The organism is Amycolatopsis viridis (assembly GCF_011758765.1).
In the GTDB taxonomy this organism is placed as follows: domain Bacteria; phylum Actinomycetota; class Actinomycetes; order Mycobacteriales; family Pseudonocardiaceae; genus Amycolatopsis_E; species Amycolatopsis_E viridis.
Map to the genome: position 1 here is coordinate 2,936,601 of NZ_JAANOU010000001.1, position 15,178 is coordinate 2,951,778.

The 15,178-nt window shown below is 73.0% G+C and carries 20 protein-coding genes; 16 read left to right on the forward strand and 4 right to left on the reverse strand.

What is annotated here, in order from left to right; all coding sequences use genetic code 11:
• The first annotated feature begins 16 nt into the window (after positions 1 to 16).
• Positions 17 to 1,606: a polyprenol phosphomannose-dependent alpha 1,6 mannosyltransferase MptB gene (mptB, locus tag FHX46_RS14475; protein ID WP_167114502.1), complete on the forward strand. Its 1,590-nt coding sequence runs from the start codon at positions 17 to 19 to the stop codon at positions 1,604 to 1,606.
• Here the strand turns inward: mptB and FHX46_RS14480 are convergent.
• Genes FHX46_RS14480 through FHX46_RS14490 form a run of 3 tightly spaced genes read right to left on the reverse strand, consistent with a single transcriptional unit; the run spans position 1,575 to position 4,760 of the window.
• Positions 1,575 to 1,982, reverse strand: a complete 408-nt coding sequence (locus FHX46_RS14480; RefSeq protein ID WP_167114505.1) for a TIGR03668 family PPOX class F420-dependent oxidoreductase — start codon at positions 1,980 to 1,982, stop codon at positions 1,575 to 1,577. The genes mptB and FHX46_RS14480 overlap by 32 nt on opposite strands.
• On the reverse strand, positions 1,972 to 2,829 hold the full coding sequence (locus FHX46_RS14485) for a S66 peptidase family protein (protein ID WP_167114508.1): 858 nt from the start codon (positions 2,827 to 2,829) through the stop codon (positions 1,972 to 1,974). Before FHX46_RS14485 ends, FHX46_RS14480 begins: the two co-directional genes overlap by 11 nt.
• The gene (locus tag FHX46_RS14490) at positions 2,826 to 4,760 is read right to left on the reverse strand and encodes an alpha/beta hydrolase family protein (RefSeq protein WP_167114511.1); all 1,935 of its coding nucleotides are present in this window, start codon (positions 4,758 to 4,760) and stop codon (positions 2,826 to 2,828) included. The genes FHX46_RS14485 and FHX46_RS14490 overlap by 4 nt, the downstream gene beginning before the upstream one ends.
• Before the next feature lie 76 nt (positions 4,761 to 4,836).
• Between FHX46_RS14490 and FHX46_RS14495 the strand changes: the two genes are divergently transcribed.
• The 11 genes from FHX46_RS14495 to FHX46_RS14545 all read left to right on the forward strand — a co-directional run bounded on the left by FHX46_RS14495 (position 4,837) and on the right by FHX46_RS14545 (position 10,355).
• Entirely contained in the window at positions 4,837 to 5,415 is a 579-nt protein-coding gene (locus FHX46_RS14495; protein ID WP_167114514.1) for a DUF3090 domain-containing protein, read from the forward strand.
• A 3-nt stretch (positions 5,416 to 5,418) separates the two neighbouring features.
• Positions 5,419 to 6,222 carry an SCO1664 family protein gene (locus tag FHX46_RS14500; RefSeq protein ID WP_390622620.1) on the forward strand — a complete coding sequence of 268 codons (804 nt, stop codon included), beginning with the start codon at positions 5,419 to 5,421 and terminating at the stop codon, positions 6,220 to 6,222.
• Between the two features lie 146 nt (positions 6,223 to 6,368).
• Positions 6,369 to 6,932, forward strand: a complete 564-nt coding sequence (locus FHX46_RS14505) for an RNA polymerase sigma factor (protein WP_167114516.1) — start codon at positions 6,369 to 6,371, stop codon at positions 6,930 to 6,932.
• A complete protein-coding gene (locus tag FHX46_RS14510; RefSeq protein WP_167114519.1) occupies positions 6,923 to 7,492 on the forward strand; it encodes an Asp23/Gls24 family envelope stress response protein in 570 nt (189 codons plus the stop codon). Before FHX46_RS14505 ends, FHX46_RS14510 begins: the two co-directional genes overlap by 10 nt.
• A complete protein-coding gene (locus FHX46_RS14515) occupies positions 7,489 to 7,866 on the forward strand; it encodes an Asp23/Gls24 family envelope stress response protein (RefSeq protein WP_313886140.1) in 378 nt (125 codons plus the stop codon). Before FHX46_RS14510 ends, FHX46_RS14515 begins: the two co-directional genes overlap by 4 nt.
• On the forward strand, positions 7,863 to 8,159 hold the full coding sequence (locus FHX46_RS14520; protein WP_167114524.1) for a hypothetical protein: 297 nt from the start codon (positions 7,863 to 7,865) through the stop codon (positions 8,157 to 8,159). Before FHX46_RS14515 ends, FHX46_RS14520 begins: the two co-directional genes overlap by 4 nt.
• Positions 8,160 to 8,228: 69 nt before the next feature.
• Positions 8,229 to 8,684 (forward strand): Asp23/Gls24 family envelope stress response protein, encoded by a 456-nt coding sequence (locus FHX46_RS14525; RefSeq protein ID WP_167114527.1) that lies wholly within the window; start codon positions 8,229 to 8,231, stop codon positions 8,682 to 8,684.
• Between the two features lie 13 nt (positions 8,685 to 8,697).
• Positions 8,698 to 8,874 (forward strand): hypothetical protein, encoded by a 177-nt coding sequence (locus tag FHX46_RS14530; RefSeq protein ID WP_167114529.1) that lies wholly within the window; start codon positions 8,698 to 8,700, stop codon positions 8,872 to 8,874.
• Between the two features lie 4 nt (positions 8,875 to 8,878).
• Positions 8,879 to 9,250 carry an Asp23/Gls24 family envelope stress response protein gene (locus FHX46_RS14535; protein ID WP_167114532.1) on the forward strand — a complete coding sequence of 124 codons (372 nt, stop codon included), beginning with the start codon at positions 8,879 to 8,881 and terminating at the stop codon, positions 9,248 to 9,250.
• On the forward strand, positions 9,247 to 9,786 hold the full coding sequence (locus FHX46_RS14540; protein WP_167114535.1) for a DUF6286 domain-containing protein: 540 nt from the start codon (positions 9,247 to 9,249) through the stop codon (positions 9,784 to 9,786). The genes FHX46_RS14535 and FHX46_RS14540 overlap by 4 nt, the downstream gene beginning before the upstream one ends.
• Entirely contained in the window at positions 9,783 to 10,355 is a 573-nt protein-coding gene (locus FHX46_RS14545) for an alkaline shock response membrane anchor protein AmaP (protein WP_167114538.1), read from the forward strand. The genes FHX46_RS14540 and FHX46_RS14545 overlap by 4 nt, the downstream gene beginning before the upstream one ends.
• Positions 10,356 to 10,361: 6 nt before the next feature.
• Here FHX46_RS14545 and FHX46_RS14550 read toward each other — a convergent pair whose 3' ends face one another.
• Entirely contained in the window at positions 10,362 to 10,742 is a 381-nt protein-coding gene (locus FHX46_RS14550) for a winged helix-turn-helix transcriptional regulator (RefSeq protein WP_167114541.1), read from the reverse strand.
• Between the two features lie 198 nt (positions 10,743 to 10,940).
• On the opposite strand from FHX46_RS14550, the gene FHX46_RS14555 reads away from it, so the two are divergent.
• The 4 genes from FHX46_RS14555 (at position 10,941) to FHX46_RS14570 (ending at position 15,109) form a co-directional block, all read left to right on the forward strand.
• Positions 10,941 to 12,404, forward strand: coding sequence for a DHA2 family efflux MFS transporter permease subunit (locus tag FHX46_RS14555; protein WP_313886141.1), 1,464 nt, complete (start codon positions 10,941 to 10,943; stop codon positions 12,402 to 12,404).
• Entirely contained in the window at positions 12,385 to 13,194 is an 810-nt protein-coding gene (locus FHX46_RS14560) for a DUF3097 domain-containing protein (protein ID WP_167114548.1), read from the forward strand. The genes FHX46_RS14555 and FHX46_RS14560 overlap by 20 nt, the downstream gene beginning before the upstream one ends.
• Positions 13,195 to 13,269: 75 nt before the next feature.
• The gene (locus FHX46_RS14565) at positions 13,270 to 13,701 is read left to right on the forward strand and encodes an NfeD family protein (protein ID WP_167114551.1); all 432 of its coding nucleotides are present in this window, start codon (positions 13,270 to 13,272) and stop codon (positions 13,699 to 13,701) included.
• A gap of 28 nt (positions 13,702 to 13,729) precedes the next feature.
• Complete coding sequence (locus tag FHX46_RS14570) at positions 13,730 to 15,109, forward strand: SPFH domain-containing protein (protein WP_167114554.1); 1,380 nt, start codon at positions 13,730 to 13,732, stop codon at positions 15,107 to 15,109.
• Positions 15,110 to 15,178: the final 69 nt, after the last annotated feature.

Genomic DNA, 15,178 nt, shown 5'->3' on the forward strand with positions numbered 1-15,178 from the left:
AATCTCCGTGGACGAAATGGCCACCACTACTGACCCCGCGCCCGGGGCGCCTGCGCAGGCGCACCCGCGCACGCGCGTGCGCGTGCCCTCGCAGTTCCCGTACCGCACGATCGCGATGGGCACGCTCGGCAGCACCCTGCTGCTGCTCGGTGCGCTCGGGGCGGGCGGCATCCTCATCCGGGACCCGGTCCTCGGGCACGGCCCGCTGTCGTGGGTCCGGTTCGGTCACGGGCAGATGCTCGCCACCGCGGTGGTCTACGCCGGGTTCGCGCTGGTGGTGTGGGCGTGGGTGCGGCTGGGCCGCTACATGCTCGCCGGGCGCATCGGCAGCAGGCCGATCCTGATCGCGGCCCTGTGCTGGATGGCGCCGCTGCTGATCTCGCCGCCGCTGTTCACCCGCGACGTGTTCTCCTACCTCGGCCAGGGCGCACAGCTGCTGCACGGCCTGGACCCGTACGCGCACGGCCCGGCCGAGCTGAAGGTGCTGCCGAACGTGGTGCAGAACGTGCACCCGGTCTGGCAGACGACACCCGCCCCGTACGGTCCGCTGTTCCTGCTCGTCGCCAAGGGCGTCGTCTCGGTGACCGGGGACAACATGATCGCCGGCGTCATCGTGACGCGGCTGTTGCTGTTGATCGGCCTGGCGATGATGCTGTGGGCGCTGCCGCGCCTCGTGAAGCACCTCGGCGGGAAGCTGCCGGTCACGATGTGGCTCGCCGTCGCCAGCCCGATGACGGTGATCCACCTCGTCGGCGGCCCCCACAACGACCTGCTGATGCTCGGCTTCCTCACCATCGGGGTGCTGGCCGCGCTGGAGCGCAAGCACGCGCTGGCGGTCGTGCTGGTCACGATCGGGATGCTGATCAAGCCCACGGCGGCGGTCGCGCTGCCGTTCCTGGTGTGGGTGTGGGCCAACCACCTCCCGCACCCCAGCCGCGTCCGCAACTTCCTGCAGGCGTTCGGGATCTCGCTGGGCCTGTTCGGTGTGGTGTTCGTGGTCGGCACCTCGGTGTCGCTCGGCTCGTTCAACCTCGGCTGGGTCACCGGCCTGCAGGCGCCGACGCTGGTCACGAACTGGCTGAACTTCCCGACCGGGCTCGGGCAGCTGGTCCACACCCTGGTGAACCTCGTGATCCCGGTGCCGGAGTCGCCGTTCGTGACGGTGGCCCGCGCGGTGGCGATGGTGACGCTGGCGGTGTTCGGCGCACGGCAGTGGTGGAAGTCGCGCCACGGCGGCAACGAGGCGATCTTCCGGATGGTGCTGGCCCTGCTGGCCACCGCGATCCTCGCTCCGCCGACCCTGCCGTGGTACTTGACCTGGGGCTTCGTGATCGCGTCGGCGTTCCCGTGGCGGCGCAGGCACCTGGCGATCGTGGTCGCTGTGGCGTCGTTCCTGGTGCTGGCGTACTACCCGACGGGCCAGCAGGCCCTCTACGACTGGTGGTTCGTCGTGCCGGTCATCGGCCTGTCGGTCTACGCGGCGGCGTCGCTGCTGCGTCCCGACCCGCTCGGGCTGGTCGGCGCGTGGCGGCGGGAGCCCGCGGTCCCGGACTTCGCCGCCGGGGACGAAGCCGTCAGGTCCCGGCCCAGCCGCTCCACCGCGTGACACGGGTGATCACCACCGGTCCCGTCGGCGGGTTCCGCGCGTACTGGTCGTACTTCGCGCGCAGCAGCGCGACCGCGTCCGGCGCGGATTCCACCACGGTGGCCGTGCCGTCCGCCCGGGACCACCACAGGCGGGTCCAGTCCTCGTCGTAGGCGTCGGCGAGGAAGCTGACCGCGGGGTTGGCCGTGATGTTGGCCAGCCGCTGCAGGGCGGTCGTGGACTTCGGTTTGTGGTCGACGGCGAAGACGATCTCGTCCCCGGACACCGCGAAGGTCACGGGCACCAGATGCGGCCGCCGGGCTGCCGACACCGTCGCCAGCCTGGCCACCCGTGCCGCGGCGAACCGCTCCCGCGCCTCCCGCGGATCAAGCCGCATGGGTGATCACGCGCAGCTCCGCCGTGTCCAGCACCGCGTCGACCCCGAGCGGGACGGTCAGCGACCCCTCGACGTGCCCGAACGGCACCCCGGCCAGCACCGGAACCCCCAGCGGCGCCAGCCGCTCCAGCATCAACGCGTGCACGTCCGCGGGCTCGCCACAGCGCGTCCAGGTGCCGAGCACGATCCCAGCCACCCCGGCGAACCAGCCGGACCGCAGCAGCTGCGTGAGCATCCGGTCCAGCCGGTACACCGGCTCGCTCACGTCCTCCAGCACCACGATCGCCTCTCGCGCGCTGCCCTGCTCGGGTGTCCCCACACCGGTGGCGAGCAGGCTCAGGTTCCCGCCCGTCAACCGGCCCCGCGCGGTGCCCGGCACCAGGACCTCCGTCCCCGGCAGCGTCACCGGCCCAGGCATCAGCAACGCCCGCCGCAGGTGCTCCCCGCCCGCCTCGTCCCAGTAGTCCCCGGCGGGCATGGGCGAGAACAGCGTCGGCAGCCCCAGGTGCGCGTGGATCGCCGCGTGCAGCGCCGTCGTGTCGCTCGACCCGGCGAACACCTTGGGACCGGCGTTCCGCAGCGCGGCCCAGTCGAGCAGGTCGAGCATGCGCTGCGTGCCGTAGCCGCCGCGGACGGCGAGCACGACGTCGACCTCGGGGTCGAGCCATGCTTCGGTGAACAGCTTCGCCCGCGCCACGTCGGTGTCGGCCAGGTACCGAACCGGCCGCGAACCCGGCGTGACGAGGTTGTGCACCCGCAGCCCCCAGGAGGCGAGCACGGCCAGCGCCCGGTCCAGCCGCTCGGGGGTGACCGGCCCGGCTGGGGCGACGACGGCGACGGTGGTCACGAGCGCAGCTCCAGCACCGGGACCCCGGGCGTGGCGAAGCCGAACACCTGCCCGTAGAACGACAGTTCGGCTTCCAGCGCGGCGATCATCGTCTCCGCCCGCCGGAACCCGTGCTGTTCGCCCTCGAACGTCAGGTAGGCGTGCGGGATGCCGCTGCCGGCCAGCGCCTGCACGAACCGGTCGGCCTGCTCGGGCGGGCAGATCTGGTCGTCGAGCCCCTGCAGCAGCAGCACCGGCCCGGCCAGCCGGTCCGCGTGCCGCAGCGGGGACCGCTCGGCGTAGCGGTCGAGGGTCTGCGGCAGCGGGCCGACCAGCCCGAGCACGTAGCGGGATTCGAAGTCGTGGGTCTCGCCGCCGTTGCTGGTCCACCCGGCCAGGTCGAGGATCGGGTACTTGATCGTCGCCGCGCGGTAGGTGGTCACGCTGGTCATCGAGGCCGCCGATGTGTAGCCGCCCGCGCTGCCGCCCCGGATCGCCAGCCGCGCCGGGTCGGCGGTGCCCTCGGCGGCCAGTGCTTCGGCGACCGCGGCGCAGTCGCGCACGTCGACCACGCCCCACTGCTCGCGCAGCCGTTCCCGGTAGGCGCGGCCGTAGCCGACCGACCCGCCGTAGTTGACCGCGACGACGCCGATGCCGCGGCTGGTGAAGTAGGCGAAGTCGAGGTCGAGATCGCCGGACACCCGGCCGGTCGGGCCGCCGTGCACGTGCACCAGGTAGGGCGGGCGCTCGCCGTCCGGGCCGGTGAAGCCCGGGTTGGCAGGCGGGTAGACGTAGGCCGGGATCGGCACGCCGTCCGGGCCGGGGAAGGTCCGCTCCTCCGGCACCGGCAGGTACTCGGCCGGCGGCGCGGGGTGCGCCGGCCCGGCCGGTTCGGTCAGCGCGGTCACCGCTGCGCTGTCCAGGTCGACGTGCACGACCGCGCTCTCGTGGCGCGGCCCGGCGGCGATGCCGGCGACGCCGTCACCGTGCCGGGCCAGCGTCGCGGCCCAGCTCGTGAGGTGACCGGCCACGACCGTCACCTCGCCGGTGGTCTCGTCCAGGACGGCCAGGCGCCCGGAGTCGAGCACCGCGTGCCGTCCGCCGCCCAGCGGGACGAACCAGTTCGACCCGATCTTCCACAGCGGCCCGCCCAGCTCACGCGCCATCGGCGCGACGTTGGTGACCACGCCGCCGAGGGTGATCCGGTGCAGGTTCCACCAGCCGTCCGGGTCCAGCAGCGCCAGCACCGTGCCGGAGTCCTCCCACTCCAGCTGGCAGACCGACACCCCGGGCCCGCCGGCGAGCACCCGGTGCGGCCCGAGGCTGCCGTCCGGCCGCACCTCGGCCACGCACAGCTCGGTCGAGTCCCACGGCATGTCCGGGTGCTCCCAGCCGAGCCACGCGGCGTGCCGGCCGTCGGGGGACAGCTGGGGTGCGGTGAGGAAGTGGTGGCTCGCCGCGAGCGGCACGACTTTGCCGCCGCTCAGCGCGACCAGGTCACGGCGGATGTCGGTGCGCGCCGGGCCGGTACTGGTCTCGCGCACCGCCCACACCGCGCCGCCCGGACCCGGACGGAGGTCGCCGTACCGGACGCCCTGCGGCACCGGGGGCTCGGGTGTGACCGGAACCACCGCGCCGCCGTCCAGGTCACGCGCGTGGACGCGCTGGTCGTCCCAGTGCGTGAAGAACAGCGTCCGGTCGATCACCACCCACGGCCGCCCGCCGTACTCGTGCACCCGGTTCCGGGCGTTCCACGGCGCGGGAAGCATCTCCTCCACGCCGTCCTGACCAGCGCGGACCAGCGCGAGCCTGCCGCCCTCGGCGGGCCGCGCCTCGGCCCACCAGACGGTGCCGCCGACGACGTCGAGCCACTGCGCGCCGCCGCCCCCGGCGGCGACGTCGGCGGCGGAGATGGGGGAGGTCCAGGTGCCGTACGGCGCGGTTTCAGCCACCGCCGCACTCTAACTAAGATGCAAGCGGGGGCGGCGGATGCCGATCATGAAACGGTGGCATAGGGTCGGGGGTGCCATGGCTCGTGTAATCCACGTCTTCCGCCAGCCCGACCGGTTCGTCGCAGGGACCGTCGGGGAACCGGGCGACCGCACTTTCTACCTGCAGGCCACCGAGGACGTCCGCACGGTGAGCGTGACGATCGAGAAGCAGCAGGTCCAGGTGCTCGCCGAGCGCCTGTCCTCGCTGCTGGAGGAGATCGTCGCGCGGTTCGGCGCCGAGGTGCCCGAGACGGTGCCCGACGACCTCGTCGACGTCGACCCGCTCGAAGTGCCCGTCGAGGAGGAGTTCCGCGTCGGCACGATGGGTCTCGGCTGGGACGCCGAGACCAGCGCGGTCGTCATCGAGCTGCTCGCGATGACCGAGGGCGAGGTCGACGAGACCGTCGTGCTCGACGACACCGAGGAGGGCCCGGACGCGGTGCGCGTGTTCCTCAGCCCGGCCGCGGCGCGGGCGTTCGCCGAGCGCGCCGACCGGGTGGTGCGCGCCGGCCGGAAGCCGTGCCCGCTGTGCGGTGAGCCGCTGGACCCGGAGGGCCACATCTGCCCCCGGCAGAACGGCTACCGGCGCAGCAGCGACGTGACGGACGAGAGCTAGATCGTGGCCCCACCGGTCGGCCCGGCCGATCCCGCCGCCACCGAGCTGCTCACGCGCGGCCGCCTGACCGTCGAAGGCCGGCTGGTGGACGCCTCCAACGTCACGCTGTTCTGCTCCGTGGAGCTGGACGGCCTGTCGGCGCAGGCGGTCTACAAGCCGGTGTCCGGGGAACGGCCGCTGTGGGACTTCCCGGACGGCACGCTGGCCGGCCGGGAGGTGGCCACCGCTCTGCTGTCGGAGGTGTCCGGGCTGGGCCGGGTGCCGCCGACCGTCCTGCGCGACGGCCCGTTCGGCGAGGGCATGGTCCAGTTGTGGGTGGAGACCGGCGACGAGGAGCTGATCGACGTCCGCTCCCCGGAGGACGTGCCCGACGGCTGGCGGATCGTGCTGCACGCCCACGACCGGCTCGGTGAGCCCGCGGTGCTGGCGCACGCCGACCACCCGGGCATGCGGGACCTGGCCGTGCTGGACATCGTCGCGAACAACACCGACCGCAAGGGCGGGCACATCCTGGCCGGCACCGACGGCGCGGTGTACGGCGTGGACCACGGCATCTGCCTGCACGCCGAGCCGAAGCTGCGCACCGTGCTGTGGGGCTGGGTGGGCGATCCGCTGCCCGCCGACACCCTGGAGAAGCTGCGCGCGCTGCCCGGCATGATCAAGAGCGAGCTGGGCGAGCGGCTCGCGCCGCACCTGACCAGCCTGGAGATCAGCGCGATCGCCGAGCGCGCCGAGATGCTGGTGGCGACCGGCGTGTTCCCCGAGCCCGGGGACGACTGGCGCGCCATTCCCTGGCCCCTGTTCTGACTCCCCGCCGCGGTTCCCCCTGCACCGATCCGGTGGTCGCCGTCACCCGAACCCGTGACGAACGGGGCGTGAGCTTTCGCCCTGCCCGGTGTCTGGCCTAGAGAGGCGAGTGGGAACGCGGGGAGGCTCCACATGGGCGGGATGCGGTGACGGCCGGGACCGGTCTCGGCGCGACCCTGGACGATCAGACGCTGGTCGCCCGGGCCCGCGACGGCGACGTGCGCGCCTACGAGCAGCTGGTGCGGCGCTACCAGGGCCCGATGTACCGGCTGGCGTTGCGGATGCTGGGCAGCGCGGGGGACGCTGAGGACGTGGTGCAGGAGGTGTTCCTGACCGCGTGGCGCAGGCTGGAGCAGCTCCAGGCCGACGCGGCGTTCGTGGGCTGGCTCTACCGGTCGACCGCGAACCGGTGCATCAACGTGATCCGCGCCAGGCGGCCGGTCACCGACGTTGACCCGGACGACACCGAGACCCCGCGCGGTGATGCGCGGCCGGAACACGCCGCGGAGGTCAGCGCCCAGATGGCCGCGCTGACCACGGCCCTGACCGGGCTGACGCCGGAGCAGCGGGCGTGCTGGTTGCTGCGTGAGGTGCACGGCCGCTCGTACGAGGAGATCGCGGAGGCCGTTTCGTCCTCGCCCGGCGCGGTCCGCGGGCGGATCTCGCGGGCCCGTGCGCAACTGGCGGAGGTGATGCAGCCATGGCGCTAGACCAGACGACCCACGACCTGCCCTGCGGCCGCTCGCTGGAGGAGGTGTGGGACACGCTCGGCGCGGTCGAGGCCGGGTTCGTCACCGACCACGACCTGACCTGCCCGCACTGCTCCACCGCGCGCGGCAGCTTGCTGGCGTTGCGCGACGCGACGCGCGAGCTCGCGGCGGAGGAGGCCGAGCCGTCGCGGGACCTGACCGAGAAGATCATGGCCGCGGTCCGCAGTGACGTGCGCCGGTACGGCCGCATGGTGCCGCTGCCCGCGGCCGGGCCCGGGCGGCTCGAGGTGAGTTCGGCCGCGGTTGCGGCGGTGCTGCGGTTCGCTGCCGACGGGATGGACGGGATCCGCGGCCGGCGCTGCCGGGTCACCCGGACCGGGGTGGACGCCGACGGGCGGACGTTGATCGAGGCCGAGCTGACGGTCGCCGCCGCCTACCGGGTCGAACTGGACGAAGTGCTGGACCGGTTGCGGGAGCGGGTGTCCGCCGCGTGCGCGTCCGGTATCGGGGTCCGGCTGGTGCGGCTGGATCTGACCGTCGAAGACGTCTACCACCGGTGAGGGGGGACCTGGTGCACGTCGAATGGATCGTCGAGGACGCCGTGGTGGCGGCGGTGGCCGCGCACGCGGCGCGGTCGGTGCCGGGGGTGGCGCGGCTGGAACCGGGGGTCGCCGGGCTGGTGCGCGGCTGGGGCCGGGCCCGGTGGCAGGAGGTCAAGGGGCTCACCCCGGCCCCCGCTGACGGGGTGACCGTGCGGCGCGCGGGGGGCGAGTTCGAGGTCTGCGTGGGCATCGCGACCCGCGCGGGTGTGCAGGTCGCCGCCGTCGCCGCCGCCGTGCAGCACGAGGTGCGCGCCGCGCTGGTCCGGGACACCGGGGTGGTGCCCGGGCAGGTGTCGGTGACTGTGCTCGACGTCGATCCGGAGGTGCGATGACCACCCGAACCGAACACGTCGCCGCGATCCTTACCGCGTTGTCCGAAGTGGAGGGTCTGCGCCCGGCCGCTCCCGTGGTGCGGCCGGTGGCGTCGCGCAACCCCGCCGCACTGGCGGTCGACCTGACCGCCGAGGTGGTGCGGGTCCGGCTGGTCGCCACCGCGCTGCCGTTACCGCCGCGGTTGCGGCTGGCAGCCGACGCCGTGGCGAAAGCGCTGGTGGGAAGCCCTTACTCGGACGCCGGAATCCGGCTCGTGGTGACCGATGTGGACGGATCCGCGTTCGGCCCGTGACGTTTCCGGCGCGGCCGTGTCGGAACGAGTGAAGACCCGAGAGGAAAGAACCAGGAAGGGGACAACGAGATGAGCACCGGTACCGAAGGACAGGCCACCGCGGTGAGCAAACCGTCGGACAGCGCGCTGGTGACCGAGCAGGGGACGACCACGATCGCGAGCACCGTGGTGCAGAAGATCGCCGGGCTGTCCGCCCGGGAGATCCCGGGCGTGTACGACCTGGGCGGCGGCGCGGCCCGCGCGTTCAACGCGTTGCGGGAACGCATCCCGGGCGCCAGCGGCAGCGTCGGGCAGGGCGTGTCGGTCGAGGTCGGGGAGAAGCAGTCCGCGGTGGACCTGCAGATCGTGGTCGAGTACGGCGTGTCCATCGCCGACCTGGCACAGGCGGTGCGCGCCAACGTGATCAACGCGATCGAGCAGATGACGGGGCTGGAGGTCGTCGAGGTCAACATCACCGTCAACGACGTCCACCTGCCCAGCGACGACAACGAACAGGGCGAGGGCGCACCGGCCCGGGTCCAGTGACGCGGGAGGCGCGATGAATGCCACGATCGCCGGTCTGCTGACCGGTCTCGTCCTGGGCCTGGCCGCCGCCTTCGGGGGGTTCGGCGCGTTCCTGGTCGTCGCCGTGCTCGGTGCACTGGGCCTGCTGGTGGGCCGGGTGCTGGACGGCAAGCTCGACCTGTCCCAGTTCACCGACCGCGAGCGGAGGTGACCCGGTGACCGTCGAGGCGCCCGAGCGGCGCGGCACCACGGTCGTGGCCGACCGGGCGGTGCAGCGCATCGCGGAGCAGGTGGTCAGCGGGCTGGGCGGTGTGGGTGGCGCGGCCCGCCGGATCCTCGGGGTCCCGCTGGGTGCGGACGATCCGGAGCAGCCGGCCAACGTCACCGCGCGGGTGCGCGACGGGCGGATCCGGCTGGCCGTGGAGCTGTCGGTGGACTACCCGGATCCGGTCTCCCGCACCACGCGGGCCGCCCGGGAACGGCTGGTGCGGGACGTCGGGGAGATGACCGGGCTGGTCGTGGACCGCGTGGACATCACGGTGACCGCGTTGCACAGCGACCGGTCACGGGAGAGGAGCCTGGCATGATCCGGCGGTCCCGGCGCAGCCTCGCCGCCACGCTCGTCGCCCTGGTCGGCCTGGCCCTGTGCGTGCTGGTGGCGATCAGCGCGGTGCAGCTCCTGCTGCACGCGCGGCCGGTGCTCGACTACGACGCCGCCGCGGCCAGGGCGCACGCGACCCACTGGGACGCGCTGCCGGTGGCGATCATCGGCGGGGTGCTGGCCGCGGTGGGCCTGGTGGTGCTGCTGGCCGCGATCCTGCCGGGCCGCGCGCTCGTACTGCCCCTGACGGGGGGAGGCAGTCCGGACGCGGCACCGGTGAAGGCCGGGGCCAGCCGCCGCAGCATCACCGGCAGCCTGCGGTCGGCGGCCGAGCAGGCCGACGGGGTGGAGTCGGTGAAGCTGCGGTTGCGGCGGCGCAGCGTCACCGCGCGGGTGCGCGGCGGGCGGCTGGCCACCGGCGAGGTGGCCGGGGAGGTGCGGCGGGCGATCGAGGATCAGCTGGACCGCATCGCCCCCGCGCACCGCCCGCGGGTGAAGGTGCACGTGCGGAGCACGGCATGACCAGCCTGAACCGTCCCGCCCGGCTCAACCGGACACTGCTCGCGCTGATCGGTCTCGTCCTGCTGGCCGCCGGCGCGTTCACCCTCGCGACCTCGCTCGGCTGGCTGCGGGTGCTCGACCGGGCGGCGCCGCTGGTGCCCGGCGACCAGCGGCCACCGACCTGGGTGCTGTACGTGGTCGTCGCCGCCGCCGTGGTGCTGGGCCTGCTGTTCCTGCGCTGGCTGGCCGCGCAGGCGCTGCGCCGCCCGAAGAGCGGGACCTGGCGGGTGGAGGACGACCCGGCGCAGGGCGTGACGAAACTGTCGTCGGACGCTGCGGTCGCGCCGTTCGAGTCGGAGGTCTCGGCCTACCCGGGGGTCCGGTCGGTGACCGCGACCCTGTCCGGGCCGCAGGCCCGGCCGACGCTGCTGGTGACGGCGACGGCTGAGCCGGGTACGGATCTGTCGGCGCTGCGCGAACGGATCGTCGATGACGGGGTGGCACGGCTGGCGCAGGCGCTGGACCTGGGCGCGCTGCCCACGGTCATCGAGTTCCGCATCGCGGCCGAAGCCGCTGCCCGGGTGATCTGACCGCCGCTACACGGCTGCCGCGGCCTGCTGCGCGTCGTAGGTGTGGCGGGCCGCGGCGATGGCGCCCCGGTACTTCTCCGCCCACGACGTCAGCCCGACGAGCGTCTGGTGCAGCTCGCGGGCCATGTCGGTCAGGGTGTACTCCACGCGCGGCGGCACCGTCGGGTACACGGTGCGCACGAGCAGCCCGTCGCGTTCCAGTTTGCGCAGTGTCAGCGTCAGCATGCGACGGCTGATGCCCTCCACCTCGCGCTCCAGTTCGGTGAACCGCACCGGGCCGTGCGCGGCGGCGACCAGGATCCCGATCGCCCACTTGCCGGCGACGTGGTCGAGGACCTCCACGATCGGGCACGCCTCGGTGATGGGGGAAACGGTGTCGGCAGCCATTGCTCGATGGTTTCACGAGTGACCCCCGGTTACCAATCGTCTCCCATGGCGTCCGTGAGCTGGATCACACCGGCATCTGCGGGACCAGGAGTGGTACATCGATGTGCCTCTGGCACAGCGAACTGCCTTCTTCCGGGCACGGTCTCGGGCTCACATGATGGACCAGTTACAAATCGTGCTCCTTTGGAGGTCAACACCGTGCCCACCGATCAGCCGGCCGGACGATCCCGGTGGCTCGCCCTCGCCGTGCTGTCCGCGCAGACGCTGATGATCGTGCTCGACCAGACCATCGTCAACGTCGCCCTGCCCGCGATCCGCGACAGTCTCGGCTTCACCCAGTCGAACCTGTCGTGGGTCGTCAACGCGTACCTGATCCCGTTCGGTGGGCTGCTGCTGCTCGCCGGGCGCCTCGGTGACCTGGCCGGCCGCCGCCGCGTCTTCCTCGCCGGGATGGCCGTGTTCACGCTGGCCTCGCTGCTCGCCGGGCTCGCCTGGAACCCGGAAACCCTGATGGCTGCGCGGTTCCTGCAGGGCGCCGGCGGCGCCGCCTCGACCGCGGTCGCGCTGGGCATGGTCGTCCGGCTGTTCCCGGAGCCGGCCGAACGCGCCAAGGCGCTGGGCGCGTTCAGCTTCGTGCAGGCCGCGGGCGGCTCGATCGGCAGCATCGCCGGCGGAGTGCTGACCCAGGCGCTGAGCTGGCACTGGATCTTCCTGATCAACCTGCCGATCGGCGTGGCCGCCGGGCTGGTGGCGCTGCGGGTGCTGGAGGCCGATCGCGGTCTCGGGCTGGGTGCCGGGGCCGACTGGCTGGGCGCGGTGCTGGTCACCGCGGCGCTGATGCTCGGCGTGTACACGATCGTCGGGGTGGACTCCCACGGCTGGACCTCCGCGCACACGCTCGTCCTCGGTGCGGTGTCGCTGGTGCTGCTGGTGGCGTTCCTCCTGCGCCAGGGCCGGGCCCGCGACCCGCTGCTGCCGCTGCGGATCTTCACCTCCCGCGGTCTGTCCGGGGCCAACCTGACGATGGCGCTGCTGGTGTCGTCGATGTTCGGGTTCCAGTTCCTCGTGGTGCTCTACCTGCGGCAGGTGCTGGGCCTGAGCGCGCAGGCGACCGGGCTGGCGATGGTGCCGATCGCCGTGGTGATCGCGGTGGTGTCGCTGACCGTGTCGCCGCGGGTGGCCACCCGGTTCGGCGACTTCCGGGTCCTGCTGGCCGGTCTGGTGCTCATCGGGGGCGGGCTCGCGTGGCTGGCGCGGGTGCCCGCGGACGGCGGGTTCGCGGCGGACGTGCTCGGCCCGACACTGGCGATGGGTGCCGGGTTCGGCCTGGCGATGCCCGCGCTGATGGGGCTGGGCATGCGCGACGCCCGGCCCGAGGACACCGGCCTGGCGTCCGGGCTGTTCAACACCACGCAGCAGGTCGCCGGGGCGCTCGGCCTGTCGGTGCTGGCGGTGCTCGCCGCGACCCGCGCCGAGTCGGTGACCGGGGTGCGGCCCGAGGAAGCGCTCACCGCGGGCTACCACCTCGCGTTCTGGGTGGGCACCGGGCTGGTTGCGGCCGCGTTCGTGGTGGCCGCGCTGGTGCTGCGCCCCGGCGTGGCGGCGCGACGAACGGGTGAATCCGGCGCTAACGTCCCGGATCGTGCGCTCCCACAGCTATGACGACATCCTCGCCGGCCCGCGCCGACGCCAGATCCCCGAGGTCGTGGCGGAGCGCGGGCTGGTGGTCGAAGAAGCGGGAAGCGGTTTCTGCGGCGCGGTGGTCCGGTTCGAGCACGGCAACGTCGTGCTGGAGGACCGCCACGGCAGGCACCGGGTGTTCCCGCTGGAACCCGCCGGGTTCCTGCTCGAGGGCAAGCCGGTGACGCTGGTGCGGCCGAAGGCGGCCCCGCCGTCACGGGCGTCGGCCCGCTCGGCGTCCGGGTCGGTCAAGGTCGCCGGCCTGCGAGCCCGGACCGCGCGCGACTCGCGCATCTGGGTGGAGGGCAAGCACGACGCCGAGCTGGTCGAACGCGTGTGGGGGCACGACCTGCGGGTCGAGGGTGTGGTCGTGGAGCCCCTGGACGGGGTGGACGTGCTGGCCGACCGGATCACCGAGTTCGGCACCGGCCCCGGCCGGCGGTTGGGTGTCCTGGTCGACCACCTGGTGCCGGGCAGCAAGGAGTCCCGGCTGGTGGACGCCATTTTCGACGAGCACGTACTGGTCACCGGCCACCCCTACGTGGACGTGTGGCAGGCGGTGAAACCGGCCGCGGTGGGCATCCGCGAGTGGCCGTCGGTGCCGCGGGGCACGCCGTGGAAGGAAGGCGTGTGCGCGGCGCTGGGCTGGGGCGAGACCTACGAGGGGTGGCAGCGGGTGCTGGCCGCGGTGCGTACCTTCCGTGACGTGGAGACGCCGCTGATCGGCGCGGTGGAGCGGCTGATCGACTTCGTCACCGACCCGGAAGGCTGAATCCGGCAGGTCACACCCAGGTCTCTTCGGGCCGTCAGCTGGTCGCGAGCGGTCACTTTCTGCCACGATGGGCGCATGACTCCGGCGCTCGTCTGGCTGATCGTCGCCATCGCCCTGATGGCCGCCGAGGTGCTGTCCGGAGACTTCTTCCTGTTGATGCTCGGCCTCGGCGCACTGGTCGGGGCCGGCGCGGCGTTGATCACCGGCAACGTCGTGGTCGACGCGATCGTCTTCGCCGTCGCGTCCAGCGCGTTGATCTTCCTGGCCCGGCCGGCGCTCAAGCGCCGGTTCCTGTCCGGGACGGGTCATCGCACCAACACCGAGGCCCTGATCGGCGCCAGGGCCGTGGTCTTGTCCGTTGTAGACGGCCAGTCCGGGCGGGTCAAGCTGGCCGGGGACGTGTGGTCCGCACGGGCCATCGCCGACGGTCAGCGCATTGAACCCGGCACGACCGTGACCGTGGTAGAGATAGCGGGCGCCACGGCCGTGGTGGCGCCCGAGCCGTAACCACAACCCTCATATCGGGAGAGCGATCTTGGGAACCGCAGCGATCATTGTTGTCGCGGTCATCGCGTTGTTCGTGATCGTGACGATCGCGAAGGCGATCATGGTGGTCCCGCAGGCTCAGGCCGCGGTGATCGAGCGGCTGGGCAGGTTCAAGTCGGTCGCCTCGCCCGGCCTGAACTTCCTGGTGCCGTTCCTGGACCGGGTGCGGGCCCGGATCGACCTGCGCGAGCAGGTCGTGTCCTTCCCGCCGCAGCCGGTGATCACCGAGGACAACCTGACGGTGTCCATCGACACCGTCGTCTACTTCCAGGTCACGGACGCGCGCGCCGCGGTGTACGAGATCTCCAACTACATCGTGGGTGTCGAGCAGCTGACCACCACGACGCTGCGCAATGTGGTCGGTGGCATGACCCTGGAGCAGGCGCTGACCTCCCGCGACCAGATCAACAACCAGCTGCGCGGCGTGCTCGACGACGCCACCGGCCGGTGGGGCATCCGGGTGGCGCGGGTGGAGCTGAAGGCGATCGACCCGCCGCCGTCGATCCAGGACTCGATGGAAAAGCAGATGCGCGCCGACCGGGAGAAGCGCGCGATGATCCTCAACGCCGAGGGTCAGCGGGAGGCGCAGATCAAGACGGCCGAGGGGCAGAAGCAGTCGCAGATCCTCGCGGCGGAGGGCGCCAAGCAGGCCACCATCATGGCGGCCGAGGCGGAGCGGCAGTCCCGGATCCTGCGGGCGCAGGGTGAGCGCGCGGCCCGGTACCTGCAGGCGCAGGGCCAGGCCAAGGCGATCGAGAAGGTGTTCGCCGCGGTCAAGGCCGGCAAGCCCACGCCGGAGGTGCTGGCCTACCAGTACCTGCAGACGCTGCCGCAGATGGCGCAGGGCGATGCGAACAAGGTGTGGCTGGTCCCCAGCGACTACGGCAACGCGCTGCAGCAGTTCGCCCGCGCCTTCGCCAAGCAGGACGACGACGGCGTGTTCCGGTACGAACCGGCCCAGTCCGACGGCGCGGAGCCGCCCACCCTGGACGACGACGAGGTCGCCAGCTGGTTCGACACCTCCACCGACCCGCGCATCGCCGAAGCGGTGCGCGAGGCCGAGGCAGTGGCCCGCCAGGAGGTGCCCGGCCCGCTGGCGCACCAACCGCAACCGCCGGCGCCGCAGGCGTCCAGCGCGCTGCGCGGCAACCCGGTGACCGACGAGGCGCAGGAAGCACCCGCGGTCGAACCACCCGGGCAACCCGAGCCGCCGGCGCTCTCGCCGCCGACCACGCCGCAACCGCAGTTCCCGACGGCCGGTGGCCAACAGGGCCAGCTGCCGACCCGCAACCCGGGCCAGCACTACGGCACCCCGCCGCGGCCCCCGTACCCGCCGCAGCAGCCGCCGCCCGCACCGCCGCAGCAGTAGGCGCTTTCCGGACGGACCCGCACCGCTCCCCGGAAGCCGGACTGGAATCCAGGCCCGGCTTCCGGGGAG